Source organism: Elioraea rosea (assembly GCF_007644105.1).
Lineage (GTDB): Bacteria > Pseudomonadota > Alphaproteobacteria > Acetobacterales > Acetobacteraceae > Elioraea_A > Elioraea_A rosea.
This window is the reverse complement of record NZ_VFAC01000011.1, coordinates 1-26508: the sequence shown is the minus strand read 5'-3', so window position 1 is coordinate 26508 and position 26508 is coordinate 1. Positions and strand designations below refer to the sequence as shown.

The following is a 26508-nucleotide window of genomic DNA, read 5'->3' as shown; positions in this document are numbered from 1 at the left end:
CGTCAGGTGGTGCGGGCGCGAAGGCGCGCCAGTTCCTCCGTGGCCTCGCCCAGGTCCGACGTCTCGAAGCCTTCCTCGAAGAGCGACAGCGCGTCCTGTAGCGCCGCCGCATGGCCGCACAGCCGGGCCAGGCCGGTGGCGGCGCGCAGCTCCCAGCCAACCGCGCCCTGGGCACGCGCCGTTGCAATAGCTGTCCGGAAATCGGCCTGGGCCCGCGGAGCGTCTCCCAGGGCCGCGTGCAGGCCGGCGCGGATGCGATAAAGCTCCGCAAGGTGCAGCCCGCTGCCGCGGGTGAGCGTCGCCTTGAGGACCGTGCCGACGAACGCGATGGCCTCCTCGGCGCGCCCGAGCAAAGCGAGTCCTTCAGCCAGCGCCGAACCGAACCCGGCCATGTAGAGCTCATAGCGGTGTGCCTGCAGGACTTTCAGTGCGCTCCGCAGGAACTCAGTCCCGGCGCGCGCCTGGCCGGAGCGGATCAGCGCCTCGCCGCGCATACCCAGCGCGACCGCCTGGTAGGGCCGCAGGGAATGCCGCACCGCCAGAGTGTCGAGACGCTCGGCCAGCGCCTGGAAGGTCGCCCAGTCCCCGGTCCACCGGAACACGTCGGCACCCCAGATCAGGCCGATGCAGCGCGTGACCACATCGGCTGACGCGTCGTCTGACGCCAGTGGCCGCGCAGCCTCGACGGCCTTGTCGGGGCAGCCCTGGAGCCAGAGCGTCCTGGCCAGAGCGATGATGGGATTGCGGTGGAAGGCGAAGTGGCCCGGCGTGACGCGCTCGAACTCGGCCATCCCGAGAGCCGTCTCCAGGTGCAGGCGCGCGGCGCCCTGGTCCCCGGCCAGGTGGAAGGATACGCCCAGCATGGTGTGCGCGGCGGCCATACCCGCCGGATCGCCGAGCGCCGTGCCGATCTCCTGCATGCGCACCGCGATCGGCAGCAGACGCGAGACCTCGTCGGCACGGCGGTGGAACATGTGCAGGCGGCCCAGCAGCCGGAACTGCTCTTCCCTGTCCGCCAGGCCTTCGGCGATCAGCAAAGCCCGCTCCAGCGCGTCGCGCGCCGCGTCGTCATTGCCGTCAATGAACGTCAGGGCGTGCCCGAGCGCAGCCTGCAGCGCCAGGGCGGTCCGGTCGTCCAACTCGTCAGCGCCGGCCAGGGCGAGGGCGGCGGAACTCCATTGCCGGCATTCGTGCAGCAGCGACAGCGCGATGAAGAGGCTACAGGCGTGCGCCGCGAGCGCGATGGAGAGGTCGCGGTTGGCCAGGTCTGCGAAGCTCCAGCGGAGCGCCGTCTGCACGTCGCCGAGGAGGGCGCGTTCGCGCGCCCGCCGCGCCGCGCGATCCTCCGGCGATGTGCCGGCGCGTTCCTCGGTTAGAATGGCCAGGACCGCGGCCGCATGGCGCCGCGCCGTCGACGCGGCCTCCCCGGATGCCTCGAGCTTCTGGGCGGCATAGGCGCGGGTCGTATCGAGCAGGCGATAGCGCATCGCGCCATCGTCGCGTCGTACGGCGACCAGGCTCCTGCTCACCAGCGAATCGAGCGCCGCTGCTGCATCGGTCTCCTCCATGTCGGCGCCGGCCACGGCGAGCGCCGCCGACAGCGAGAAGGTGCCCGCGAAGACGGACAGCTTGCGTAGCGTCCGGCGCTCGTTCTCCGACAGCAGTGCGTGGCTCCAGTCGAGCGCCGCGGCAAGGGTTTGGTGCCGCGGCGGTGCGGTCCGCCGCCCCTGCCAGAGCAGGCGCAGGCGGGTGTCCACCAGCGCCGCCGTTTCCGCGAGGCCAAGCATGCCAACCCGGCTGGCGACGAGCTCGATCGCCAGCGCGATCCCATCGAGCTTCCTGCACAGCGCCGCGATCGTTGCCGCTGCCTCGTCGGTCACCTCCTCCCGAAAGCCGACCGCGGCGGCGCGGTCGAGGAAGAGCTTGGTCGCCGGATAGGCCAGCAGCACGTCGGCCGTTACGCGGCCATCCCGCGGCGGCACCGGCAGCGGCGGCAGCTCGACCACGTGTTCGCCAAGCACCCGCAACGGTTCGCGGCTGGTCACGAGGACCTGGACAGAGGGCGCCTCGAGGTAGAGCCTTTCGGCCAGTGGTGCCACGGATGTCAGCACGTGCTCGCAATTGTCCAGGACGAGCAGCACCGGACGATCTGCTAAAAAGCCGAGGATCTCGTTCGTCGGGTCTTCAGACCGCGCGGAGATGCCGATCGATGCAGCGACCGCGGCCCCGACCAGCGCCGGGTCCTGCCCGCCCGCAAGGTCCACGATGCGGACCTCGCGTGCGCCGCGATCCCGCTCCGCCGCCGCGACCGCGAAGGCGACCGTCGTCTTCCCGATGCCTGCCGGGCCCGAGACGGTGACCAACCGGTCGCGGCCCAGCCGGCACATCAGGTCGGGGACCGTGTCCTCACGCCCCAGCGGCAGGCCACGCGAGACGGTTGCGATCGCCGAATCGGAACGAGCCGCGGCCGGCGGCCGCTGCACTTCCGCTCCGAAAGCCGTCGCCGGGACCACCAGGCAGTAGCCGCGGCCGGGGACGTTGGCGATGTAGCGCGCGCCATCCTTTCCCTCCTCGAGCGCCTTGCGCAGCGCCGAGACATGGAACCGAAGCCCGCTCTCCTCGACGATCATGCCGGGCCAGCCCCTGGCGAAGAGCTCCGACTTGGAGACGACCTCGCCGGCCCGTTCGGCCATCGCGGTCAGCAGGTCGAAGGCCCTGCTGCCAATGGGAACGGGCTTTCCGTCGCGTTCCAGCAGCCGCTCCGCCGGGAATAGGCGGAACGGGCCGAACTCGAACCCTTTTCGGCTGCTCGTCGTGCTCATCCTACTGGCGATCGTCTCCGATCCCGGCGCCCGCGTCGACCGTGGGCCGTCTGCTGGTGGCCACAGCCACGTGAGCCTCGCCGCGGGTGCATCCGCCGGCACAGTCAGAGACCGAGTTCGGTGAGTCCAGGGTGGTCGCCGGGACGCGTTCCCAGTGGCCAGCGAAACAGGCGCTCCGCTTCACTGATCGCCACGTCGTTGATGCTGGCGTGCCGCTCGTTCATCAAGCCGTCCGGAGCGAACAGCCAGTTCTCGTTGCCGTGGCTCTGCCACCAGCGGCCTTCCGGATCGCAGCTCTCATAGACGAACCGGACTGCGATGGCGGCGCCAGCGAAGGCCCAGAGTTCCTTGATGAGTCGATATTCGCGCTCACGCGCCCACTTGCGCGCTAGGAAATCCTCGATCGCTGCACGGCCCGAGAAAAACTCCTCCCGGTTCCGCCAGCGGCTTTCTGGCGTGTAGGCGAGTGCGACGGTTGCGGGATTGCGGGTGTTCCACGCGTTCTCCGCAGCGCGCACCTTCGCCATCGCGGTGTCCCGCGTGAAGGGCGGCAGCGGTGGTCCTAGTGTCATTCGATGCTCCTCATGCGACGCGGCAGACTGTGTGCGCGGAGGATGCGCCATCGCGCCGGCGGCGACGCGTGAGGAGCGGTGAGGCCGCGTGAGGCGCGACCTGCGGGACGCAGTCCTGCCGGGTCCGGCGGAGGTGGGCAACGCCAACTCACGGGGCAACACCAACCTTCACTCGGCTTCTAGCAGCGCCGGCTCGATCATCGGGTACGCGGATGATCGCTACGGGCATGACGGCGTCCGCCTTGATGATCGCTTTGAAGGAGATACGTCCTTGCGCGGAACGGTGCTGATTACAGGCTGCTCCAGTGGCTTCGGCGCGGCGACCGCCCGCCTCTTCGCCGAGATGGGCTGGAACGTGGTCGCCACCATGCGCAGGCCGGAAGCTGATCCCGGTCTAGCCGAACTGCCGAACGTGCTCGTCGAACAACTCAACGTGCAGGATCCGCGGACCATCGCGACCGCGATCGCCAACGGCCTCGCGCGCTTTGGGCGGATTGACGTCCTCGTGAACAACGCGGGCTTCGGGCTCTTTGGCGTCTTCGAGGCCACCCCGGCGGAGAAGATCCGCGAGCAGTTCGACGTGAATCTTTTCGGGCTGATGGAGGTCACGCGCGCCGTCCTGCCGCATTTCCGTGCCAATCGGGCTGGCGTGGTGGTCAACATCGGCTCCGGCGCTGCCGTCTTCGCACTACCGATGATCTCAATCTACTGCGCCTCCAAGTTCGCACTGGAAGGGTTCAGTGAGGCGCTGTCCTACGAGCTTGCGTCGCTTGGCATTCGCGTGAAGATGATCGAGCCCGGCGGCGTGACGACGACGCGCTTCGGAGCGCGCGGCGAATCGGAGGCGACCGCTCTTACGCCGCCTGCCGACTATAGCGACTTTGTCGCCGCGTCCGAGCGCCTTTTCGCAGACCTGCGGGCCTCCGGAGGTGCGGCCACGAGCGAGGAGGTGGCGGAGGTCGTCCATGCCGCCGCAACCGATGGAACCGACCGGCTCCGCTACGTCGCGAGCGAGGACATCAAGCCTCTGATCGCAGTGCGGCGGGAGACATCCGAGGACGACTACATGGCCTTCATGCGCAGCCGCGTTACGCCGCGCTTGGAGATGTGAGATGGACCAGGAGCGGTGCAGGACATCGTTCCGGGCCGAGCATGTGGTATCACGGCGGTTCACGTCGCCTGACTGCCTTCGCTACATGCACGACTACGGTGGGCCTGCCGGCTTCCGCCTCGCGGTCCGGCATCCCACCCGCGTGCGCGGTCTCGTCATCCAGAACGCGGTGGCGAATGCGGCGGGACGGAATCTGGACGTGAGCCGCGAGCTGACGCCGTTCTGGCAACGCCGCGACGCGGAGACTGAGGGTGCGGCGCGCCAGCCTTTGTATCGGGCGACCACACGCGGCCAATACACGCAGGGCAGCACACGCCTTCACCGCCTCTCCCGCGACGCCTGGCCGCACGATCAGGCCAGCCTCGACCGGCCGGGAAATGGTGCGATCCAGCTCGCGCTGCTGCACGACTACTCGGACAACCTCGCGCAGTATTCCGCCTGGAAGGAGTACCTCCTTCGGCACCGGCCGAAGGCACTGATCGCCTGGGACCGCGGAGATCCGTACTTCAGCGCGCAGGCCGTCGGGTTCTACCGCGCGGTGCCGCCGGATGCCGAACTGCATCTGTATGGCGGCGGCCACTTCGCTCTGGCAACCCAGATCGAGGAGATCCCCAAGGCGACGCTCAGTTTCCTTGGGGCGATCGAGGAACGCGGCTGACCGCGCGCGGCAGCCAATGGATTGCTCCGCCCCTTCTTCCGGTGGGTGGAGCCGCGTCCTGGATACGGTGCCCTCCCCGCCAGGATCCGGGACGCGCCCATCGTGGCGTCAGTCAGGCGGCCTCGCCCCATACCGTCGCGCCGCCTCCGCGTAGAGAGCGCCGACGCGACGCAGATCGGCCTCGAAACGCACTGGTGTCGCCGGGCGGGGTTCTAGGCCGAGTGCCAGCAGCCTTGCGACCACAACTGGGTCGGCCACGATGTCACGCATGTGCGCTGCAATTTCCTCACGCAGCGGCAGCGGCATACCCCTCCATCCGAACAGCCCAGGAAATCCCTCCAGTTCGAGCTCCGGGAAGCCGGCTTCGTGCGCGGTCGGCACCTCAGGCGCCGCCGCTGCGCGCTCGGCATTGCTCACGGCCAGCAATCTCAGCCTGGTGGCGCGGACCATGGGGAGAGCTGGGGCGAGCGGCACATAGGCCATGTCGAGACGCCCGGCCGCGACATCGGGCAGCATCGTCGTCAGCGAGCGATAGCTGACATAGGTCATGTCGATACCGTTTGCGCGGAAGTAGGCGTTGAGGATCAGATACGCGCCGGGTGCGCTTGCCCAGGTGAGCCGCTGCGGCATGGCCTTCGCGTGCGCAAGGAAATCGGCCAAGGTCCTTGCCGCCGCGTCCGGTGCAACAACAAAGCCGATGAAATCGGTTACTGGCGCCGCGATTGGAACAAGTTCGGTCACGGTGTCATAAAGCAGCGGCGCGAACATCAGTGGCGCCGCGGTGTAGATCGCCGCGGCCGAGAACAGCAGCGCCGAGCCCGGACGGCTCAACACGAAGGCCTGCGCGGCCACAACTCCATCCGCGCCGGGTCGGTTCTCGACGAACCAGGGCTGGCCATATCGACGGCTGAGCCCGTCGGCGAGCAGCCGCGCCACCGCGTCCACACTGCTTCCGGGCGGCGACGGAGTCACGATCCTGACGGGCCCGTCCGGCCACGTCGACGGCACGGACGCGCGCGCCGGTAGCGCAGAGATGGCCAGCAAGGCCGATACGTCGCGTCGCTTCGTCAGGCGCATCGGCAGCCTCCTAGTGCGGGCGGGTGATATGCGGATCCCGGCGCCGCAGCCGGAACGGGTAGTCTCCGTGCGGCTTTGGCGGTCGAACAGCATAGCCGGACGTGGTGTCCACCGCGACGCTGGATGGTGACGACAAGGACGCAACAACCGGGGCGGGACCGCACCGCCACGCAGCGCGCACAGGTGTCGCGGGCGGTCACGCTTCGCGACATCTCACACCGCTTCACTGGCGAAGGCGCGCCTTCGTGGTGAGCATCGGGACCTGCATCGGACCGGCGCCTGCCCGGCGGAGGAACGATGAAACTCCAGTGTGAGAAAGGTCAAGCCATGGCGGAACTGCTTCCCAGGATCCTGGCAGCCTATGGCGGGCTGGAGCGCTGGCAGGCGTTCAGAACGGTTGAGGCGACCATCGTCACCGGGGGCGCATTCTGGGGCACCAAAGGGCTGGTGCAGGATCCGGACCCTCGCCGCATGGTGGTGGCGCTGCACGAGCAGTGGGGATCGCTGGAGCCCTACGGCGACCCGGACTGGCACACGACCTACACGCCCGATCGCGTCGCCATCCTCCGCGGCGACGGCTCCATCGTGTCGGAGCGCAACGACCCGCGTGCGAGTTTTGCGGGCCATGGCATGGATACGCCCTGGGACCCGCTGCATCGCGCCTATTTCAACGGCTACGCTCTCTGGCTCTACTTCACCACGCCCTTTGTCCTCGCCCATCCGGGCGTACGCGTGACGGAGCTTGAGCCACTCCAAGCCGGAGCCGAGAGGTGGAGCGTCCTTAGGGCCGAGTTCCCGTCGACTATCGCCACGCACTGCAGAGTTCAGGACTTCTTCTTCGGCGAGGATCTCATGCTCCGCCGGCACGACTACCGGGTGGACGTGGCCGGGTCCTTCGCGGCCGCACAGCTCATCAGCGACCACCTCGACGCAGACGGCATCCGCTTCCCCTGTCGGCGGCGCGCCTATCGGGCACGCACGGATGGCGAGCCCGACTTTGACGCGCTGATGGTCTCCATCGACACCAGCCGCGTGGCCTTCAGCCTGTGAGCGTGGCAACGGCGCACGGGAGGCAATCGCGGCTGATGTGCTCCGCGCGGAGCAGGCTGCCGATCGTTCCGGCCTCCTTCTTCGGGATCGTCCTCGGGCTGATTGGGCGCGGGAATAGCTGGCGGGCTGCGCACCCGCTTTGGGAGCTACCCTCCGCGGTCGGGGAAGGCCTCGTGTCGCTGGCAGCGTGGTCTGGGCCATCGTCGCGCTGCTGTTCGCCGGCAAGTGGTTCTTAGTGCGGGACAAGGCACCGGCGGAGGCACGGCATTACGTCCAGTGCTGCTTCATCTAACTGGCGGGCGTGACTGGCATGCTTGTGGCCATCGCGGCCCAGCCGGGAGGCAGAACCCTGCATGTGCTGCTGTTCGTCCTTGGTGCTGCATTGCCGAGACGACATCAGTCCTGTACCTGCCGAGCGTTGTTGGGACCTACGTCACCGCGAGCGCCGGCGCCGTACTCGGCTTCGCCGAATGGGGCCGCCTCGCATTCGGCGTCGGACTGCTCGCCTGGCTTGCGCTGGAGTCCGTCGTCCTCCAGCGACTACTGACCGGGCCTGAGATGCCGCCGATGCTGCGGCCCACACTCGGCATCCAGCTCGCCCCGCAGGCCGTCGGCGCGCTTGCCCATTTCAACCTGATTTCCGGGCCATCGGACGCGCTCGCCTACGCCCTCGTCGGGAACGCACTTCTCCAGCTCCTGTTGCTGGCGCGGCTCGGCCACTGGATCCTTGCGGCGGGCGTCGCCGTCTCGGCGTGGAGCTTCTCGTTCGGGCTGACAGCCCTGGCGACAGCCATGCTGGACATGGTGGCTCGGGGTTATACCGGACCCGTCGCGCTCTTGGCGCCGGCAGTGTTCACCCTTGTCTGCGTGCTGCTCGCAGTGCTCATGCTGCGCAGCAACGTCCTTCTGGTCTCGGGCCGGATTCTGTCGCAGTCGCCTACAGCCTCCCTCTATGGCCTTGCTGCCGATCGTCAATAACTCGAGTCACGAGGCTCCCTTGGCTGGAAACGGCATCCGCGTCCTCGTGTATAATTCGGCGTTCAGCGCGACTAATCTTGTCGCGCAGAGTCAATACGGACTTCAGTGATCAAGCTGGACGAGGCGTCCCAAGTGCAGTCTCAGATCCGATGCGAATGAGCCGCGGAGGATGACAACGCGCCCGTCAACGAGCGCTTGAGCCAGCGGCGTCGCAATGCCGATCCGATCGCATCGTCTCGACCGGAACTGCAACTGGCGCCCAGCCGTGGCCATTATCCATGTCGCCATGCGCGCTCCCTTGCTCGGCCACAGCGCTCATCGGTGATACTCAGACCGGACCTCGGAGAGCCTCCTTCCAACGTGCCCTTTCCTGCTCCAGTCACCTCACAGAACCCAGTTCGTCGACGTAGCCGGTCGCCAGGAACCGCAGGTTCTTGGACCTTTCCAGCGTCACCTCGATGGTGCGCTGGCGCAACGGCCGCCCGTTTCTCTCCGCGGAGGCGAAAAACTCTCCGGACCTTTTGGGGTGGGGAGATTTCGCCACCAACGCGCACCGCATTGTTTACACAGAAACGTCTGCCAGACGTCCCTGATGCAAGTCCGTAATGCGACTGCTCCTCCAGTCCTTGGACACTTGCTGGACGTTCCCGAGGTCAGCTTTGTGTTGTTGTCAGGCAGCACCAACCGTCGCCGGGCGCGGATGGCGGCTATGACGTCGAACTCCTTCGCGGCCTGTGGGCTCGATGGCGGTCTGGGTACAACGAGGCCAAGCACTCCCGGGTGAACTCGTCGATTGCCATCAGGATCCAGGATCGGCGGGTGTCCAGGAAGCTGAGGCCCGAACAAATCTCTACCGAACTAAAAAGGAACTAATCGGCTCGGGCTGCACGACTGTCGACAGCTTGAAGTGTTCAGCATTGATGCAGATCACCAATCGGCCCCGGCGAAACGCCCAGATTGAACCGCGGAAACGTAGGTTTCGTTCGCGGTCTCAGGCACAACGTGACCTATGCGACCTAACTACGGCCAGGCAGCGGCGGATGCGATCTTGCCCGATGATCTTGATGTCGTCTTCATCTCGAGCTGGACGGAGTCCTCCGCCCTTGCCAATGGGATTGCGCGGCTCAATCGACGCAGGGGTGTGCTCACCGTACTCGGCGGCCCACACCCGAAGTCCTTTTCCGCGTGCCCATCGTCGACGCTCTCGAGACGCAAGCTCCGATGCCGACAGTTATGGGCGACGCGCTGAAACGGAAGCCATGCGGCACGCCGTGTGTACCGGGCCATCAGCCCGTCCATCGCTGAGACGACAGTGACGATGACACCAGAGCAGGTGCTGGCGAAGGCGTTGGCCTGCGAAACCGTCGGCGCGAGAGGCGCAGACAGCGCACCGGCGTTCGACGCGCTCCATCAGTTGATCCAGGCCGCTTTCCCGCGGCTGCACCGAACGCTCGCGCGCGAACGTGTCGGGCCCGGGTCAGCGCTCCTCTATCGGTGGCAGGGCACCAATTCATACCTGCTCCCCTGGGCGATTCTCGCACACCAGGATGTCGTCGGCGTCGAACCCGAGAGCCTCTCGCAATGGGCGCATCCGCCGTTCGGCGGTGTCATCGCCGAGGGGTATGTCTGGGGGCGGGGTGCCCTCGACATGAAATCCTCCCTCATTGGCGTGATGCAGGCGATCGAGGATCTGCTCGCCGATGGCACTGTTCCGCAACGAACACTCCTGATCTGCCTTGGTGCAGACGAGGAGATCGGCGGCCGCGAAGGTGCAGCGCACATCGCCGAAGCTCTCCGCATGCGCCAGGAGCGCCTCGCCCTCACGCTGGATGAGGGCGGTTTCATTGTCACCGGCGCGTTCCCAGGTATTGCTCGCCCTGTCTCGCTGATCGGCGTTGCCCAGCGTGGCGAACTGCTCGTTCGGCTGAGCGCAATCGCAAGCGGCGGCCATGGCGGCCTCCCTGAGCGCTCCCCGGCCGTGCCGCGCCTCATCCGGGCGCTCGACCGGCTGGCGCGACGTGCCCTGCCAGGCCCTGTAGACGGGGCGCCGCGGCAGATGCTGCTCGCCCTTGCCGAAGCCGCTTCGCTTCCCTGGCGCTGGACCTACCGCCTGGCTGCAAGGCTCGGTCGACGGACGGCGCGACTCCTGCACGGCACCGATCTCGCCCCATTGATGCAGAGCACGATCGCCGTTACCCGTCTCGAGGCAGGCGTGGCCAACAATGTCGTTCCGCGCACCGCAAGCGCGGTACTCGATATCCGCCTGCGCCCGGGTGACGACAGTGACGAGGTCCTCCGCCGCATCGACGCTGAGGTGGGGAAACGCTTCGGCATCACGCTCGAAGTGCTTGAGCGGATCGAACCGTCCCCGACGAGCCGCGCCGACGGCCCGATCTTCGAGGCGCTCGCCGGTGCCGTCCGCGCGCTGTCACCCGAGACGGTGATTGCGCCATACCTCTCGCCGAACGATGGGGATTCGAAGTTCTTCGCTGATCTTGCGGTGGTGCAGTATCGCCTCGTTCCACTCCATGTCCCTGCGGCCGACCTTGCTGGGATCCACGCCGCGAACGAGCGTATCTGTGTCGCGGCCTATCGTGCGCTTGTGGCCGGCTACCGCAGCATCATCAGCGCTATCGACGCGGTGGACGATCCCCCGCCCAGTGCAGGGAGGCTCGCGTGACGCTTCAGCATGCGTTTGGCCAGGCCGTCGATCTGGCAGCGGCGTATTTCCTGTCGCGACGGTTCAAGGCGCGCGACGGATGGACCCGAGAACAGCTGCTTGCCCACCAGCGCGATGCATTCAAGGTGATCGTGCGGCATGCGGCGCATGCCTCCCCGTTCTACCGGACGCACTATCGCGGCATCGAGATCGCCGACGGGCCGGAACCATCCCAGCTCCCGGTCACTAACAAGCGGCTTCTGATGGACAATCTCGAAGCCGTGGTGACTGACCAGCGCCTCTCGCGCGACATGCTCGACCGCCATCTCGCCGGTGCGACGGGTGACTCGCTCCTGTTCGGCGAATACCGCGTGGTTGCGACGGCCGGCACCTCAGGCCTCCGCGGCATCTTCGTTTATGATCGAGCGGCCTGGCGAACCGTGCTCGCCAACACGCTGCGCTGGCAGCACTTCGCCGGCATCGCCCCACGGTGGCCCAACCGCGTACGCATATGCTCTATCGGCGCGGACAACCCCATGCACGTAACAAGCCGGATCCCGATGAGTGGGGACATCGGGTTGTTCCAAATCCGCCACCTTCTCGCGACGGACCCCATCGAGCATCTCGTGTCGAGCCTCGCCGAATTCCAGCCGGACGTGATCCTGCCCTATCCTTCGGTTGCTGCCCTGATCGCGCGCGAACAACTTGCGGGGCGTCTTTCGATTTCGCCGCGCGTGGTCGCGACGCACAGCGAGTTGCTGACGCCCGAGATGGCTCGCCTGATCGAGCAGGCCTGGGGCATCGAGGCGTTCAATCACTATGGCCTGACCGAGGAACCGCATGTCGGTGCGGACTGCACGCGGCATGCGGGGCTTCACCTGTTCGAGGATACGGCCATGATCGAGGTCGTCGACGACGAATACAGGCCGGTTCCTGACGGCACCCTCGGGACGCGCTATCTGCTGACGAACCTCTACAACCGGATCCAACCGCTGATCCGCTACGAGGTGACCGACATGCTCGCCAGGGCGCCTGCGCTCTGTGCCTGCGGCCGCCCGTTCGGGCTGATCGCTGCGATGGGCGGGCGAGCAGAGGATCTGCTGCACCTGCCGCGCGCTGACGGGCAGCGGGGCGAGGTTTCCGTCACTCCCATGCTGGTGAGTTTGGCGGTGGAGGCCTTCCTCGGCGTGCGCGAGTACGCTGTCGAGCATGACGCAAGCGGCATTCGCCTTCGTCTGGTCGTGCCGGATGCCGAGGACAGGCGGAAGATCGGCCAGGCCCTGCCGGCACGGCTCGGCTCCGATATCGCAAGTCACGGGGCCGTGCCCCCGCCGATCACCCTGGAGTTTCTCGACGGGCTCGCACGCAGTACGCAAAGAATGGGCAAGCTCAGCGTCGTCGCCCGCCGGCGCGGTGCATCACCACAGCCTGGCTGCCCCGCATGACAGCGCGTTGGAACGTCATCGCCCTGCTCGATGCACTGGCGGCACGTGGCACGAACCCGTCCGTCATTGTCGCCGGCGAGGGCGCTCCCCGCTCATTGGATGGCGCGACGCTCGCGGCCAATGTCCGAGCCCTCGCCGCCACGTTGCGATCGCGCTACGGCGTTCGGCGCGGCACACCGGTCGGGCTCCATGCGCCAAACGGGACTGCCTGGGTTACCGCATCCCTCGGCATCCTAGCAGCAGGCGGCATGCTTGTGCCGTTCGACGATCTGATCGAGACAGCGCACGCGATCCAGCCCCTGCAGGGAAGTGGCGCAACCCTGCTGTTTACAACCCGCGCACATCTCGACACTGGGATGGCCGCGCTTCGTCAGGCAGGGCTGCAGCCCCTGCTTCTCGATCCCCGCGTGGGAGTCGCAAGGGAATTCCAGCACTGGGAGGACCTACTCGGCGAAGCGCCCGTCACCCTAGAGAAGCCTGCCCCCGAACATCCCGCTGCCCTGCTCGCGACATCGGGAACCACCGGCACCCCCAAGACCTTCATCCTCACCCACGACAACATCGGCAGCAATGTCGACGCCCTCACAGGGCTCGGGCTGATCGGTCCGACCGACCGCGTTCTTCTGCCACTGCCGCTTCACCACGCCTATCCACTGGTGGTTGGCATGCTGACCACACTCACCGCCGGCAGCGCGCTGGTGTTGCCTACGGGGCCCACCGGCCCGACGATCATGCGCGCGGCGCGGGATGGCGATGCAACCGTGATGGTGGGCGTGCCGCGACTTTACGATGCCATTGCCACTGCTATCGAATCCAGGCTCGAGGCGCAGCCCTGGCTGCTGCGCGTGATCGCACGCGGCGCGCTCGCGGCGAGCGCGGCTCTACGACAGCGCACCGGGCTTTCGCTGGGCCGCGCCTTGTTCGGCGCGGTTCGCCGATCCGTGGCCCCCTCGCTGCGCCTGCTCGTGTCCGGCGGCGCGAAACTGGAGCGGAGCACCGAGGAACGGCTCGAGGCACTCGGCTGGATGGTGCTCTCCGGCTACGGGCTTGCCGAGACGGCATCGATCTTCACGGGCAACAGGCCCGAACGCCGCAAGACGGGCAGCGCCGGGCTTCCTTTCGGCGAAGGACGCGTGCGCATCGCGGAGCCGGATGCAGGCGGCGTCGGCGAGATCCAGCTCCACGGCCCCTCGGTCACCGAAAGCTATGTCGGTAACCCGGAGGCGACGCGCGCTTCCTTCACGGAGGACAGGTGGTTCCGCACCGGAGATCTCGGCTATCTCGACAGCGATGGATATCTCTTCGTCACGGGCCGCGCGAAAGAGGTTCTCGTCCTCGGCGGGGGCAAGAAGGTCAGCCCGGAGGAACTCGAGCGGGTCTATGGCACGGCACCGCAGATCCAGGAGATCGCGGTGCTCGAACAGGACGGCGCGCTCGTCGCACTTGTGCGCCCGGACCACGTGAAGCTTCGCGAGATGGGGGCGACCAATCTGCGCGATGGCATCCGCGTGGTGCTGGCCGAGCGAGCGCAGAGCCTACGGTCCCACGAGCGGCTTTCCGGCTTCGCGCTGACGGACGAGCCGCTGCCCCGCACACGCCTTGGCAAGTACCGCCGCTTTCTGCTGCGTGAACTCTACGCAAGGGCACTGGCAGGGCATCCCGCGCGCGCGCCGCGTCCGCCGATGCCGGAGGATATAACACTCCTGGCCGACCCGACAGCCGCGGCCATCTGGTCACTGCTGCAGCAACGCCAGCCTGGACGGGAGCTGGATCTCGACATGAACCCCGGCCTTGACCTGACATTCGATTCCTTTGCGTGGATGGAGCTGACGGTCGCGCTACAGGAACGTTTCGGCGTGACGTTGAATGAAGGCGAGATCGCGGGAATCGTCAGCGTGCGCGATCTCCTACGCCTTGCGGTGATGCGGCGGAGCACCGGCGTAACGCTGCGGCGGCCGCCTGCCATCGCGACGGATATCGACCGCTGGCTCGCGCCGAGAGGAGTCCTGCTCACAGCTACCGGCCTTTTCCTCTATGGGCTGAACCTCGCTGCGATGCGCGGCTTGTTCCGGCTCAAGGTCGTCGGGCTCGAGCATGTGCCGATGCAGGGTGCCTGCGTGCTGACGCCCAATCACGTCAGTGACCTCGATCCGCTGGCCATTGCGGCCGCTCTCCGGCCTTCGCGCCTGCGGCGGCTCTATTGGGCCGGTGACATCGTGCGCCTCTTCTCCAACAGGGCGAGCCGGCTCTTCTGCCGTGCGGTACATCTCTTCCCGGTCGATGAAAGACACCCTTCGTCGGCCGTGGACACGGCCGAGCGCGTCCTTGCCGCGGACCAGGCGCAGGTGTGGTTTCCGGAAGGCTGGCGCTCGCCCGATGGTCGGCTTCAGCGCTTCCTCCCCGGCATCGGCCAGCTTCTGTTGCGAAGCGGCGCGCCAGCTGTTCCCGTGTTCATCGCCGGAGCCTTCGAGGCGCTGCCTCGCGGACGGCGCATCCCGCGGCTTCGACGCATCACGGTCGTGTTCGGCCCTTCGGCCCATGCGGCGGATCTGCTCGCGGAATGGGGCCAGGGCAGCGAGGACGAGCGGGTCGCTGCGGCGCTGCGCGAGCGGGTCCGACACCTCGCCGAGAACTCCGGGTTCCTGGTCGAGGTGGTGGACCCGCCCTCGCGCTAATCGGGCAGCAGCTGCGCCGATACCGCCTCGGAGACGACGCGTGCGCGACGGAGCGCTTCGATCTCGTCCGGCGCAAGCCCGAGCTCGCCGAGCACGGCGCGCGTGTCGGCGCCGAGACGTGGCGCCGGCGCGAGAGTCACCAGTGGGGATGCCTCCGACCATGCGTAGGTTGGTGCGACAGTTCGGATCTGCTGACCGCCTGGCCCGCGGCGCAGGATCGAATAGACGGTGGGGCCGCGCCGGATCGGCGTGCCTGGCCGCTCTGCGCGGATGGTGGGAAGCCGGTCTAGCGGCTCGACCGCGACGATCGCGACGTCGCGGTCACGCAGTGCTCCGGCGAGCTCCGCACGTCCGCGCGATCTGATCGCGCGCGCGAGCGCCTGGGCGAGCGCCCCGTCCGCCAGCGCCGATCCTGCGAGGCCGAGCGTGGCTGAGATGCGTTCGCGCGCCGCGGGCGGGGCGGCGAGAAAGATCCAGCCATCGCGGGCACGGTAGAGCCGGCTCAACGGATGCGAGCCCCAGGCCCATTGGCCTGACACGCCCTGCTCCGCTAACCCGTGCTCGTCAGCGACACAGAATGGCAACTGAATGAGCTGCGCCGCCTGGGCGAGGCTCGTGGCCGCCTCACAGCCGCTGCCGTCGCCTCTCGTGCGTTGCAGGAGCGCAAGGGCCGTACCCAGTGCGGCGAGGTAGCCCGTCAGGTAATCGACGCAGGAAGCGATTCCGTGGTGGATCGGCGCTGCTTCGCTTCCATAGCGAACCATGATGCCGGAGGCGGCCTGGAGGACCGGGTCATACCCTTTGCGTGTATCGAACGGGCCCGGATGCGGCCCGCGGAAGGCTCCGATGTGCATTACCACCAGGCGCGGATTGACGGCAAGCAACTCTGCCGTCCGAAGACGCAACCGTTCGCAGGCAGGCTCAGAGAAGTTGTGCACCACAATGTCGGCACGGAGCAGAAGTCGGTCGAGCAACGCGCGTCCCGGCGCAGAGGCGAGATCGAGCAGCATGCTGCGCTTGCCCTGGTTCACGTCCACACCGTACCAGCAGGTCAGCCGCGGCCCGTGATGCGGCCGTGGACTGTCGATCTTGATCACCTCCGCGCCGTACTCGGCCAGGGTTCTGCCGCAGACCGGACCGGCGACCATGCTCGTGAGATCGAGCACGACCCTTCCCGCAAGCCGTGGACCCTCGGCTTTGCCGCGACTGACAGTGGCGCTTGGGCGTTCAATCGGCTGATCCCCCTGCCCGACAACCCAGACGGCTGGCCCCGGGGCGAGATCCCCTCGCCCGCTGACTTGCACGATTCCCGCCTCGCGAAGTGCGGGCTGACGCAGCCATTCGCCGGTCTCGCGCTGGACGCTGCATGGGATGCCTGAAGCATTCAGCAGAGCCTCCCACTCGGCGGCTGGGCGCGCCGCAAAGCATGCCGCGAGAGCCGAGCGGAGCCTGCCCTGCCATCGGCGCGAGAGCCGCGTACTATCAGCGATATTGTTCCGCTTTCGTTTTTTTGTTTTCTCGTATTGATCTAATTCTGCAAGCCCCTCTGCTCGCAGGCGAGGCCAAAGTCCGAGTGTCTCGAGCAGGAGACGCGGGATGCGATCATGGTCAACTGCGAAGATGTAGAGAAGCCGCCCATCCCCACAGCGGTAGTTCGACATCAGCGCCGGGACAGCCGCATCGGCTCGAGCGGCGATGCGCTGCTGCAGTGAACGGGGCAGACGGCCAAGCAACGGCCTCAACGCCGGCATCACGACGCGGGAAAGTATGCGTGACCACTTCGGGATGTCATAGCGCCTTGGCTGCGGGCTGATCCCGAGCGCGGCACTTCCCATCGCGGAAGCGCCGGCAGCCGCGAGTGGGACCTCGATCACGTCGCCTGCCCCACTCCCCTCGCGCGCAAGCAAGGCGAGGCAAACTGCAACAGCCCCGTGGACCGCGCCATAGACGGAGGCATGCGGCAGAGCAGTGAACACGGGCGGGAAGCCGAGAACGTGGCGCAGGATGTTCACGTCGGTGAAGAGTCCGCAAGCCGCGCCAAGCGCCCCTTCCCAGCCTGGAGCCTCGCGATGGGTCGCGTCGCTCGACGCGAACCCGGGAAGGCGCAGATAGATCAGGGCCGGATTCGCGGCGCGGCAGACCTGGGGAGAGAGCCCAAGGCGTTCCATCGTGCCAGGTCGGAAGTTCTCGACGCTGACATCCGCGACCCGCAGCAATCGGATGGCTTCAGCACGCCTCTCCGAATCGTTCAGGTCGAGGTGAACGCGCTCCTTGCCAGCGTGCAGATATCGCGAAAGCGGCGTATCGGCCTCTTCCCGACCAAGCCACTCGATCCTGGTCACCTGCGCACCTTGCTCGGCGAGCAGACGGACCGCAAGCGCGCCAGCAAGTCCAACCCCGGCAAACTCAACGACGCGGCGTCCACGGAGCGGAGCGGGGCGGGTGCTTTCCTGCATCGTGCACTCAACTAGCTTCGCGTCGGGCACGCCTTACGATCCTTATCCCTTTCGATAGCGATACCGTCCCCCGTGTCTCGACGCCAGAGAACAGTTCCCTCGCCGGTTACATTCGGCAGAGGACAACGTCTGGCCCATGGTGTTGCGGGCGCGTCATGACGGCATGCGCTGCGAACCACGCCGATCCCGATGGGGCCGGGTCCTCCGCCTCGACGACCGGTATAGAAGGGGCGGATTTCTTATCCGGCATGGCGTTCATACGAGTCCAGCCGCGTCGACGATGGCGCCGCTCAGTGGCCTGCCAAATCGCGACGGTCATCTGGGGGGCCGGTGTCGCGACGCAACGAGCGCGCACGATATCGACGAACTGAGCTTCCCCCGCTCCCAGGAGTTGTTGACAAATATCATGACCGAGCACGCTACCCTGAGATGGCCGACGTGTCGTCTTCTCAGGCGACGGCCGCCAAGGGCTGGTGCTGGGCAGCCCATATGATCACTCGCTGATCCTTCGACGAATGTGGTGCCGGAATGATGATCCGTGGGAGCGGCATCCGGTCCAGCTGCCTCCCATCCAGGACCGCCTCGACGACGTCCGGCGCCAGCGACGGGGTCAGTCTACGGTTCGAAAGGCGGGATGCTGACGCACGTCACCCGCCGACGCACCACCAAACACGGCCTGCTTCCTGAATTTGCATAACGACGTATCTACGCTGGCCGTGGTTTTGTAACTACGGAACGTGTTTTGGCCACATCAGAGCGGAGCGCGATGTTGTTCGCGCCCCGCACGTCACGATCTCGCAAGACAATCATCGTTGCACACACCCACTCTGCAATCCCGCGCCAAGGTACTAATCGCTCGTGACTACAAACTGACTCGAACGTTCTAGGTAATGAATGAACGTGGCCGAACGCCGGCGTGGGCTGGGCGGTTTACCGTACCGGATTGACGCTACGGTCAGCGCGCCGTTCCGCGGGTCACGACAGGCGATGACCAAGGAAGAAACGCAGCATCTCGCGCGACGCGTCAGGCCCTTGCGGATCGGTAAAAGACCCGGCCGCATCTCCGCCGGACCACGCATGTCCGCTACCATGCACTGCCCAACGCTCGATGACCGCGATACCGCCCATGTCGGTGTGAACGGTGCGTGTATAGGCACGCCCACCAGGCACTTGCCCGGCCTGGGTTGTCGCCGTCAGCATAGCGCCAGCAGCGGCCTGCTCCATGACGGAAAGTCCGTTCTGCTCATGCACCGTTGCGTCCGCGTCACCGTGAAACACGATCGTCGGGACTAGTCGCCGGCCTGGGACCTTCGCTTGCCGAGGCTTCGTTGCAGGAGCGCCACCGCGCATGGCTGCGAATGCGCTCATCGCATCATGGGCAGCACCGCAGGCAAGGCCTGAGTGGACGCCAACCGCGGCGTACAAATCGGGATAAGCCATGCCCATCACGGCCGACGCCGCACCACCTGCGGAGAGCCCGGCAACATAGACGCGCGCGGGATCCACGAGATGTGTGCGCATAACCTGCCGCGTCAGTCCAGCGAGGAGCGCCGGCTCTCCCCGATCGCGCTGCTGATCGAGCGAGCGGAACCAGTTCCAACACTTGTGCGCGTTGGCGCTCGGCGGCTGCTCAGGATACGCGACCAGCACGCCGTGCTGCTCCGCAAGGCGGTTCATCCCGGTACCAATTGCAAAGTCGTCGGCGGACTGGGTGCACCCATGAAGCATCACAACGAGGGGCATCGGCTCTCCGCCATAGGCAAGCGGCGTGAACAGCTTGTACGTGCGATGCCCACTCGCGCCGGTGAAGCTTTCGTGGGTGAATCGCGCACCGGGAGGAATGGTGGAGGTCTTTCGGCGGAGAGTTGCTGGCTCCTGCCCGAACGTCCACGTGCCTGACGCGCGCTCGTGCTTCCCCCGCCGCTCATTGCCCAAAGAGGCCGCTGCCCCTCTCGCTGCACCACGTGCGCTCATCATCTCGAGTGCGTCGGTGACCCCTCCAGTCACCGGGTCGACGTCGAACACGCGGGCTGAAGCGGCGCGAGCGGTAGGACCGGGCGGCGAGGCTTCGCGCGGCGATCCAGGGTTTCGCTGTGCCCCTCGGGCAAGCGCCCGCTGCAAGACGGCCGTTGCCTCGTCGAGGCGGCCCTCGCGGGTTAGACGCGTTGCCTCGAGCATGTGCGCGGACAGTAAGGAGTGCATTGGCATGTGTGGAGCTTTCGAGATCCATGCCGGCAGCATCACGCTGCCGGGGGACAGGCTTCATGTTTGTGGTGAACCACGCTTGGGTGCGCGCGTTGCAAGGTTCCTCAGCGGATGCGGTCCGCCAGAGCCTCTTTGACCGCGGGGCTGGCCTGCAGCGCGCCGAGTACGGAAATCGAAGCGATCGCCGACCTTGCCAGTTCAGGGCTGACGTCCTCGCCGATTCTCACCAATCCGAGCACGCGGATCTCAAGCGGCCGTCCGGATTTCTCAGCCGCGACAAGTTCAGCGCGGCCGAAGTGTCGTAGCCCGAGGTCGAGCTTTTGACGTGCCACCGACTGCCGCGCGGCATCCGCATGACGCTCAAGCTGGTTGCGGATCGCCGTTCGGATCAGGTCCGTCCGATTGGCGTAGAAGCCTTCCTGCACAAGCAGATCGATGTGCCCAAGGTCGACATGACCAAGGTTGATTGTGATCTTCTCAGTGTCGGCGCCGGCCTTTAGACGATGAGCAGTGCCGGACATCCCTCCATCATCCCATTACCATCCCACTGGATGGTAGGTTGTGGCGGGCCAGGGGATCGTCAAGTAGTAAAGACGGCCGATCTTACGGGGTGCCTGATCGAGCTCACGAAAAGACCGCGAGATCACCTGGCGTCGTCAGGCGTGCGGGCCCGGCGGATCTGGTGGAACGCCGCGCTGCGGTTAACAGCCAGCGGCCCGCAGCGTGGCAACCAGCGGCGGGCCCGTCGAAGTTGAATTACGACGAGGTGTTTGCGGAACCCCTCACGCCCGCCTGCGTTCAACCCTCGTCGCACCCAGCATCGAAGAAGCGTACCCGTGCCTGGATACCGCCCGCCAAAGCATCAGCGATCCTGAAATGGCCAAACCTCGACCGAGGCCTCGTCGCCTGCAGACCACTAGCACCGGCCTCCCCGCAATCCGCGCCATCGATCCGCTGGCGCTGCGCACGAGCATGCCTCTGCGCAACTGTCGAGCGATCGCTGGCGTGCGGCCTGATACGGAGGCCGCGTCGATCGCCACGCGCGTCGCCTGCATCGCGAACGGTGGGCGACGTGTGACCAAAGCCGCTGAGGGATGCTGCGCAGGCAGTTCGAACCTGAGGGGACTCGGCTGGTCGTTGCACGCCTTCGGGTACTTCTGTGCTCCAGTCCGCGCCGCGCAACAGCCTCCCGTGATCCGCTGCACGGCTGCGAATCCGGCGGGGCCTAGTCAGTGACAAGGTGGTCGCCAGAGCTGACCAGGCCTTGTGTCGGGGCCCGATCGGCTGCCTTCGGTCGGCGCAGCTTGTTGTGCTGCGGTGACATGTCCCGCCCTCCCGAGCTCGTGATCAGCGTCCCAGTCTGCAACGAGAGCGAGCGCATCATTGCGTGCGTGGACGCCATTGCCGTCACGCTTGCGCGGCGCGACCGTGCTGGCGTGGTGCTGCTGGTCAACAATTCCGACGACGGATCGGCCAAAAAAGCTTTCCTCGCGCTGGCAGAGCGTGGCGTCACAGCAATCGTCATCGACACGACGCTTGCGCCCTGGATGGCGACGGCAGGTTGGGCGCGTCGTCTGACACTAGACGTCGCTGCCCGCTGGGCGCATCCCGATGCCGTCTTGATGACGACTGACGCTGACGGGCGTGTGGCGCCGGACTGGGCAGAGGCAAACCTCGATGCGCTCGCAGGCGGCGCTCATCTCGTTTGCGGTCGCATCGCGGTAGACGCCGCGGAGGCAGCCCTGCTGCCGGACAGCATCGCCGCCTCCGCCGCGATCGAGAGCGCCTACAGGGCACTTTCGATCGAACTCGACGCCCGGCTCGATCCCCGGGCGCATGATCCATGGCCGCATCATGGGCTCGCATCCGGTGCCAGCCTTGCCATCCGAGCGCGCGACTACGATGCGATCGGGCGGATGCCGCCACTGGCTTGCAGCGAGGACCGCGCCTTCGCTGCGCTTGTGGAGTGCCACGATCTGTTCGTCCGGCACAGCAGTGCGCCGCTCGTCACAGTCTCGTGTCGGGTGCACGGTCGCGCGCGCGGCGGCATGGCGACTGCGATCTCGGCGCGGATCAACGATTGTGACAGTTTCGCTGACGCAAGCCTTTTGCCTGCTGCAATCACAGCGCACCGCGCCAGGTCGCGCCGCGACCTGCGCGCTGCTTGGCGTGAGAGAGGCGATGTGGGCCGTATTATGAGCGGGCTTGGCCTCTCCGCGGCGCAGGCAAGGCGTGCCCAGCATACCGCCACCTTCGGTGCCCAGTGGGTTGAGGTTGAAGCTGCTGCCGGATGCCTCGGTGCACCACGCATGCGGCCAAGCGATCTCGCGCGTGAGCTTCCCGAATTGCGTCGCCTCGTCGAGCAGGCGCGAGCCGCGTCATGAAACTGGCATCGCCCGTTGCGCATCGGGACTTCGTTGCCTCCGTGCGCGCGATCGCGCCGCGCATCGCAGCCCGTGCGACGGCCGCCGACCAGGGTGAAATGACGCTGGCGGCCGACATTGATGATCTGCGCATCAACGGGGTGCTAAGGGCGCCGCTCAGCGCCGTCGCCGGCGGTGTCGGGCTCTGCTGGCACCCCAGCGCCGTCGCAGACGGCGTCGATGTCCTCCGGTTGCTCGGACGGGCCAATCTCGCCGTCGCGCGCCTCTTCGAAGGCCACGTGAACGCAGTCAAGCTGGTGAAGCTCTATGGCGCACCGACGACGCAGGCGAGGGTCGCGCAGGCTGTACGTGCCGGCGCGCTGATGGGGGTCTGGGGCGCCGATGGAGCGCGTCCCGTGACTGTCCGTGCTCGCGGCGATCGCTTCGTACTAGATGGCGCGAAGCGGTTCGCGTCCGGCCTCGGGCTTGTGTCGATCGCGGTGCTGAGTGCCGCTGACGCCGACGGTGCAAGCAGGCTCATCGTGGTGCCGGCCGACGATCCTGCGCGTGCCGACACGGCAACGTGGCGGGTAAGCGGTATGCGCGCCACGGCTTCGGGCGACTTCGACGCAACGGGCCTGGCGCTTCACCATGACGCGCTCCTCGGTGGCCCAGACGATTTCCATCGCGAGCCGCATTTTCACGGCGGCGTCTGGCGCTACGCTGCGGCGCAGCTCGGCGGACTTGAAGCGCTGGTCGAGGCGATGCGGGTAGATCTTGCCGCAAGCGGTAGACTTGCGGATCCGCACCAGGCGGCGCGCTTTGCGCGCGGTGCGATGGCCTGCGAGACGGCGCGGTTGTGGGTGCGCGAAGCGGCGATGACGGTCGAGGCGCCTGGTGCCTCCCCTGACAGCGCCACACGGTCGGTTCTAGCACGGCTCGCCGTAGAGCGTGCGGCGATCGAGACAATGACCGAAGTGGACCGCGCCCTCGGCGCCGCGTCGTACTTCACCGATCATCCGGTGGAGCGGCTGCGCCGCGACTTGTCCTTCTACCTGCGGCAGGCTGCACCCGACCGTGCCCTCCACGTTGCGTCGGAGATGTTGGCTGCGCGCTCGGGCCCGGTCGGCGACTTCTGGGCAGCGTCATGATGCCGCGTCTGAGTGCTGTCATGGCCGCGGCGACCACAGCGCCTTTCGCCGATCTTGACGACATCATCGGGCCCGGGGGCCTCGTGGTGCTTGCGCCGCACCCTGATGACGAGAGCCTCGGCTGCGGCGCCTTGCTGCGGGCCGCAGCATTCGCCGGACGCCGCTCAGTCGTGGTCGTGGTGACGGATGGACGCCGGTCACATCCGTCATCGCCGAGCGTGGGTGCAGACGCGCTGGCCCAGTTACGCGCGCTGGAGGTGCGGGCGGCGCTTGCGGCCCTGCATCCTGACATCGCGCTGATCGAGCTGGGGTATCGCGACTGCGAGGCGCCGGATGCCCCGCCGGCCGCGGCCATCGCTGCCAGCGTGATCGCCGGTGCCGTGGACGAATTCGGCGCGACAGCGCTTGTCGCCACATGGCGCGGCGACCCGCACAAGGATCATGTTGCGACGGCGGAACTGGCGCGCCGCGTCGTTGCACTCAGGCCGGGGCTCCGGCTGTGGAGTTACCCCATTTGGGGCCGGTTCGCGCCGCCAGAAGGGGCAGCTGACGCCGCGGCGCCGACACGGATCGTACGCTTCGATGCCAGGCGCTTCTGTTCGGCGAAAGCGGCGGCCATCGCATGTCACCGATCGCAGATGACCCGGATGATCCACGATGATCCTGACGGCTTCATGATGATCGGGGAGATGCAGACGCATTTCATCGACCATCCGGAGGTGTATCTTGCCGACTAGCGGCGTTCGCGCGCACCTCGCCGCCCTCTACGCCGGCTCGGATGACCCGTGGAACACGCACGGAAGCGCCTATGAGCGAGAGAAGTTCTCACAGACGATGGCGAGCCTTCCGCGCTCCCGCTATCGGCGCTGTCTGGAAGTGGGCTGCGGCGCCGGCGCGCTGACAGCGCTGCTGGCCGCGCGCTGTGACGGTCTCGTCGCCATTGACTGCACCGCAGAGGCCGTGGCCGCCGCGAAGGCGCACGCATCACGCGCGAACGTTGCCTTCATCGAGGGCACAGTCCCTTGGGTCTGGCCCGCGCAAGCACCTGACCTCGTCATTCTTTCCGAGGTTTTGTACTTCATGACAGACGACGAAAGCGCGGCTCTTGCCGTGCGGCTTGCTGAGGACTGCGCCGATCATTGCGACGTTGTGCTGGTCAACTGGCGGGGGGACACGGGCGGTGCCATTAACGGGGAGGCCGCCGCCCTTCGGCTAACCCGTAGGCTGGCCGAAACACATCGTCTCCTTGCTTCGTGCGGGTTCGGCCGGTTTCACATCGACGTGCTACGCCGAATTCGTTGTCGGGAGTCATCCGGCGCTGAACGGGAGGAACTTGAGGGCAGAGATTCGGGCACGGACCACCGAGGGTAAGTGACGGTTGCAGAGTCCTGCTCGGAGCCTCGCTCGTAGCTGTGAGTTGCGACTGGCGGGGCCGCCGGCCCGCACCGTCGGCGCCCCCCGCGCGAGCCATGGAAATGACGTCCCATGTTGGCCATGACGATACCCGGACTCGATCGATGACCTTCTCGGATAAGCGAATCTGGTCGAGGCGCCCGACTGCGACCACTTCAAGCGATTCCTCGATCACCGCCCTGTAGCGATCACAGTGGCTGAGTTGCTGCATGGGGAAGGTGTCGTCTAAGCGCCGCTCTCCAGGTCACTAGGTGGGGTATGGTTCGAATGCTGGCGCACCCCCTCCGCCAGTGGTCGAGCGAGGTGCATTCTCCGGCGTAATTGAGGTGGTGCGCGTACCGCGACCTGGACCAGCTTCGCGATGCTGGCGACGATCTCGCTAGGCGGGCAGGAGCTGCTCTCGCCGAATGGGCTTGAGCGGCAGCGCATTCGTGAGACCCTGGCGGGTGTGTTCGGCTGCACAAGTTGCTCCTGCGCCTCGTAAGGGATTATTCGGGGAGCACGGTGGCCGGCACGCGCCGGTCGCCGCGCTCATGCGTGGCGGTGAAGGTGAAACCGACGATCTGCCATCCCGCGGTGCCTCGCGTGAAACGGTGCTCATAGGTGCCCCAGACTTCCCAGAGCGCGGGCTCGGCCCCGAGCATGCCGGCAGGAAGGCGGTTCCAGGCGTACCCATGGCTCGTCAGAACCGCGGTGTCGCCGTCGATCCGCGCCAGGTGATTGGTGCGCAGGTGCAGCGAGGTCTTCGCGCCCTGGAAGGCGCGGCGCCATCCGGCGATCAGGTCGTTGGCCGCCACCTCGGCAGCCGGCCCGGCGCCGAGCGAGGACATGTCGAGCCGCAGCCGGTCAGCGAACTGCGCACGCGCCAGCGCCCAGTCCTTCGTGTCCACCGCATGATCGAGCCTGTCCGCGATGTGGCGTAGCGCTGACTCGTCCAGCAGCCTGGCGAGGCCATCCGGCTGCAGCGCCACCGCCGGCCCGCCGAAGATGAGCGCGGCGGCGGCCACCAAAAGAGTCCTTCGCATGATCTTTCCTCCTTGTCCTGCGGTCGTCAGGCGAGCTGCCCGTCTGTGACGTCAAGATCGATGCCGGTGACGACGCTGCGCGGATCGGCCAGCATCATCACCGATGCCGCCATCTCCTCCGCTCGCATGATCCGCGGCGTGACGAGCGAGGCCGCGACAGCCTCGGCCTGCAACCCCTGATGCGCAAAGCTCTCTCGCAGCATCGGCGTGTCCACTGCGAGCGGGCTGATCGACACCACACGGATGCCGTGCCGCGCATGGGCAACCGCTGCAGCTTTGGTCAGCCCGATCACCGCATGCTTGCTTGCATTGTAGTGCGCGGTGTTGGCGAAGCCCCGATGGCCGGCAACGGAGGCCATATTGATGATCACGCCGCCGCCCTGCGCGCGCATACGCGGCAGCGCATACTTCATGCCGTGGAAGACACCTGCGACGTTGGTCTGCATCATGTCGGCGAAGTTGGCGACCGTGATCTCCTCAATGGCACCGGGCGTCATGAAGATGCCGGCATTGTTGAACAGCACGTTCACCTGCCCCCAACGCGCAGCGACGGCGCCGATCCAACGCTCGACCTGTGCCGCATCGCGCACATCCACCGGCGCCCACCAGGCCTCGCCGCCGTCGGCGCGGATTGCCGCCTCCACCGCGCGGCCTTCGGCGTCGCGACGCGCGCAAATCGCCACGCGCGCGCCCTCAGCAGCGAAGGCCCGAGCAGTGGCTGCGCCAATGCCGGAGTTGCCGCCGGTGATCGCCACCACCGTGCCGGCGAAGCGGCCGACGCGGTCGGCGTGCTGCGCCCGCGCCGGGGCGCTCGCGCCTGCAGCGAGCGCGGCGCCGAACCCGGCGAG

At 67.0% G+C, this 26508-nt stretch carries 19 protein-coding genes; 11 read left to right on the top strand and 8 right to left on the bottom strand.

Translation table 11 applies throughout. The features are described 5' to 3' along the window. Nucleotides 1-2: 2 nt before the first annotated feature. Both FIF60_RS09230 and FIF60_RS09225 read right to left on the bottom strand, forming a co-directional pair. Nucleotides 3-2822, bottom strand: coding sequence for an ATP-binding protein (locus FIF60_RS09230; protein ID WP_144185785.1), 2820 nt, complete (start codon nt 2820-2822; stop codon nt 3-5). A gap of 104 nt (nt 2823-2926) precedes the next feature. Beyond that, nucleotides 2927-3394, bottom strand: a complete 468-nt coding sequence (locus tag FIF60_RS09225) for a nuclear transport factor 2 family protein (protein ID WP_144185784.1) — start codon at nt 3392-3394, stop codon at nt 2927-2929. 88 nt (nt 3395-3482) lie between these two features. Here FIF60_RS09225 and FIF60_RS09220 point away from each other — a divergent pair, with 88 nt between their 5' ends. After that, complete coding sequence (locus FIF60_RS09220; protein ID WP_239451567.1) at nt 3483-4505, top strand: SDR family oxidoreductase; 1023 nt, start codon at nt 3483-3485, stop codon at nt 4503-4505. Nucleotide 4506: 1 nt separating this feature from the next. Continuing rightward, nucleotides 4507-5163 (top strand): alpha/beta fold hydrolase, encoded by a 657-nt coding sequence (locus FIF60_RS09215; protein WP_144185783.1) that lies wholly within the window; start codon nt 4507-4509, stop codon nt 5161-5163. Between the two features lie 108 nt (nt 5164-5271). Here FIF60_RS09215 and FIF60_RS09210 read toward each other — a convergent pair whose 3' ends face one another. Beyond that, a complete protein-coding gene (locus FIF60_RS09210) occupies nt 5272-6240 on the bottom strand; it encodes a Bug family tripartite tricarboxylate transporter substrate binding protein (RefSeq protein ID WP_158639137.1) in 969 nt (322 codons plus the stop codon). 327 nt (nt 6241-6567) lie between these two features. Between FIF60_RS09210 and FIF60_RS09205 the strand changes: the two genes are divergently transcribed. From FIF60_RS09205 to FIF60_RS09185, 5 genes are all read left to right on the top strand, one after another. Further along, on the top strand, nt 6568-7290 hold the full coding sequence (locus tag FIF60_RS09205) for a hypothetical protein (RefSeq protein WP_144185781.1): 723 nt from the start codon (nt 6568-6570) through the stop codon (nt 7288-7290). Between the two features lie 276 nt (nt 7291-7566). Further along, nucleotides 7567-8268: an SLAC1 family transporter gene (locus tag FIF60_RS09200; protein WP_204251147.1), complete on the top strand. Its 702-nt coding sequence runs from the start codon at nt 7567-7569 to the stop codon at nt 8266-8268. Between the two features lie 1318 nt (nt 8269-9586). Then, entirely contained in the window at nt 9587-10948 is a 1362-nt protein-coding gene (locus tag FIF60_RS09195) for a M20/M25/M40 family metallo-hydrolase (protein ID WP_144185780.1), read from the top strand. Further along, nucleotides 10945-12372, top strand: coding sequence for a phenylacetate--CoA ligase family protein (locus FIF60_RS09190; RefSeq protein WP_144185779.1), 1428 nt, complete (start codon nt 10945-10947; stop codon nt 12370-12372). Before FIF60_RS09195 ends, FIF60_RS09190 begins: the two co-directional genes overlap by 4 nt. Then, nucleotides 12369-15047 (top strand): AMP-binding protein, encoded by a 2679-nt coding sequence (locus tag FIF60_RS09185; RefSeq protein ID WP_144185778.1) that lies wholly within the window; start codon nt 12369-12371, stop codon nt 15045-15047. The genes FIF60_RS09190 and FIF60_RS09185 overlap by 4 nt, the downstream gene beginning before the upstream one ends. Here FIF60_RS09185 and FIF60_RS09180 read toward each other — a convergent pair. From FIF60_RS09180 to FIF60_RS09170, 3 genes are all read right to left on the bottom strand, one after another. Beyond that, nucleotides 15044-17533 carry a CoA transferase gene (locus FIF60_RS09180; RefSeq protein ID WP_144185777.1) on the bottom strand — a complete coding sequence of 830 codons (2490 nt, stop codon included), beginning with the start codon at nt 17531-17533 and terminating at the stop codon, nt 15044-15046. The two genes, FIF60_RS09185 and FIF60_RS09180, sit on opposite strands and share 4 nt — an antisense overlap. A 945-nt stretch (nt 17534-18478) precedes the next feature. Further along, complete coding sequence (locus FIF60_RS09175; RefSeq protein WP_239451566.1) at nt 18479-19528, bottom strand: extracellular catalytic domain type 1 short-chain-length polyhydroxyalkanoate depolymerase; 1050 nt, start codon at nt 19526-19528, stop codon at nt 18479-18481. A gap of 284 nt (nt 19529-19812) precedes the next feature. Then, nucleotides 19813-20229, bottom strand: coding sequence for a CopG family transcriptional regulator (locus tag FIF60_RS09170; RefSeq protein ID WP_144185776.1), 417 nt, complete (start codon nt 20227-20229; stop codon nt 19813-19815). A gap of 870 nt (nt 20230-21099) precedes the next feature. Here FIF60_RS09170 and FIF60_RS09165 point away from each other — a divergent pair. From FIF60_RS09165 to FIF60_RS09150, 4 genes are read left to right on the top strand one after another with little or no spacing between them, the layout of a single operon-like run. Then, entirely contained in the window at nt 21100-22092 is a 993-nt protein-coding gene (locus FIF60_RS09165) for a hypothetical protein (RefSeq protein WP_144185775.1), read from the top strand. Then, the gene (locus FIF60_RS09160; protein WP_144185774.1) at nt 22089-23222 is read left to right on the top strand and encodes an acyl-CoA dehydrogenase family protein; all 1134 of its coding nucleotides are present in this window, start codon (nt 22089-22091) and stop codon (nt 23220-23222) included. The genes FIF60_RS09165 and FIF60_RS09160 overlap by 4 nt, the downstream gene beginning before the upstream one ends. Nucleotides 23223-23242: 20 nt before the next feature. After that, nucleotides 23243-23959 carry a PIG-L deacetylase family protein gene (locus tag FIF60_RS09155; protein WP_158639136.1) on the top strand — a complete coding sequence of 239 codons (717 nt, stop codon included), beginning with the start codon at nt 23243-23245 and terminating at the stop codon, nt 23957-23959. Continuing rightward, on the top strand, nt 23949-24593 hold the full coding sequence (locus tag FIF60_RS09150; protein ID WP_158639135.1) for an SAM-dependent methyltransferase: 645 nt from the start codon (nt 23949-23951) through the stop codon (nt 24591-24593). The genes FIF60_RS09155 and FIF60_RS09150 overlap by 11 nt, the downstream gene beginning before the upstream one ends. 530 nt (nt 24594-25123) lie before the next feature. On the opposite strand, the gene FIF60_RS09145 is transcribed toward FIF60_RS09150, so the two are convergent. Together FIF60_RS09145 and FIF60_RS09140 are read right to left on the bottom strand one after the other, a co-directional pair. Next, a complete protein-coding gene (locus tag FIF60_RS09145; RefSeq protein ID WP_158639134.1) occupies nt 25124-25642 on the bottom strand; it encodes a nuclear transport factor 2 family protein in 519 nt (172 codons plus the stop codon). 44 nt (nt 25643-25686) lie between these two features. Then, the gene (locus FIF60_RS09140) at nt 25687-26415 is read right to left on the bottom strand and encodes an SDR family NAD(P)-dependent oxidoreductase (RefSeq protein WP_239451565.1); all 729 of its coding nucleotides are present in this window, start codon (nt 26413-26415) and stop codon (nt 25687-25689) included. Nucleotides 26416-26508: the final 93 nt, after the last annotated feature.